2 protein-coding genes are annotated in these 1352 nt (G+C 71.0%); both read right to left on the bottom strand.

All coding sequences use genetic code 11. The features are described 5' to 3' along the window. A partial coding sequence (locus I5E_RS21975; RefSeq protein ID WP_042723967.1) for a glycogen debranching N-terminal domain-containing protein occupies window positions 1-327 on the bottom strand: 327 nt, incomplete at its 3' end. Window positions 328-466: 139 nt separating this feature from the next. Beyond that, window positions 467-1352: carbohydrate ABC transporter permease (locus tag I5E_RS15925; RefSeq protein WP_441294337.1), on the bottom strand; the 886-nt coding region annotated here is incomplete at its 5' end.

Below are 1352 nucleotides of genomic sequence, written 5' to 3'. Positions count from 1 at the left end.
GGCGAGGTCGAGCCGGACGTCCGGGTCCGCACCGGCGCCGTCGAGCCCGCGCAGGAGTCCGCTGAACACGACCGCACGGGCGCCGGACGGCACGACCGCGACCGGCTCGACGTCGGTGCCGGCGACCCGCACGTCGACCCTGGCGACGAACCGTTGGTCGCCGGTCCAGTAGCCGTGCACCGGGTTGGCACCGATCGATCCGTCCCGACCCGACCACGCCTGGGTCGGCGCGGCGACGACGACCACCTCGTCGTGCAGCAGCGGCTGCAGCGGCACGGTCGGCGTGACCGCGGTCGTGGGACTGGTGGAGGTGATGGTGGAGGTCACGGGGTCTCCTGGTCGACGGGCTCGGGCCCGGTCTCGGTCTCGGTCTCGGTGGGCTCCACGGCGGCCGGTGGACCGGTGCGGTGGGGGTGGGGGTGGGGGTGGGGGTGGGGGTGGGGCTCGTCGGAGGGCGGGCGGGGCGTCACTCCTTGACCGCCCCGTCGCTGGTGTTCATGATCCGCCGCTGGAAGACGAAGAACGCGACGGCCACCGGGATGGTCATGACGAACGCCGCCGCGAGCTTCACGGGGAACTGGTTCCCGGCGCTCAGCGCGCCCGAGGCGAGCGATGCGACGCCCTTCGTGAGCGTGGTCAGGTCGGGAGACGAGGTCGACACGATGAAGTGCGCGAGCTCGTTCCACGAGCCCTGGAACGACAGGATCGTGATCGTCACGACGGCCGGACGCGCCATCGGGAGCACGATCGACCAGAACGTCCGGAACGTGCCGGCGCCGTCGATCTTCGCCTGCTCCTCGACGCTCGCCGGGATCGACTCGAAGAAGTTCTTCATGATGAACACCCCGGCGGCGTCCACCAGCAGCGGCACGATCATGCCCGAGTACGAGTCGTACATGCCGAGCTGGTTGATCACGAGGAACTTCGGGATGAGCAGGACCACGCCCGGCACCGCCATCACGGCGATGAGCAGGGCGAAGACCGTCTGCCGCCCGGGGAACCGGAGTCGCGCGAGGGCGTAGCCGGCGAGCGAGTCGAAGAAGATCCGACCGAGCGTGACGAACACCGCGACGATGATCGAGTTCATCGCCCAGATCCCGAAGTCCGAGTTCTCGAAGAGGGTCTGGAAGGCGGCCCCCGTCCACGTCACGGGGAGCGCGAGCGGGTGCAGGGAGGCGTCCTGGTCCGTCTTGAACGCGTTCCCGATCGCGACGTAGAAGGGCAGCAGGTAGACGACGGCGATGAGCGCGCCGACGACCAGCAGGGCCACGTCGCGCGGCGTGGTCCGNCTGGGGCCGCCGGCCCGGGCCCGGTGTCTCGGTTCCGGTGGGCCGCGGGCCGGGGCGGCACCC

The organism is Curtobacterium sp. B18, from assembly GCF_000333375.1.
In the GTDB taxonomy this organism is placed as follows: domain Bacteria; phylum Actinomycetota; class Actinomycetes; order Actinomycetales; family Microbacteriaceae; genus Curtobacterium.
This window is presented reverse-complemented; position numbering and strand designations above follow the sequence as displayed.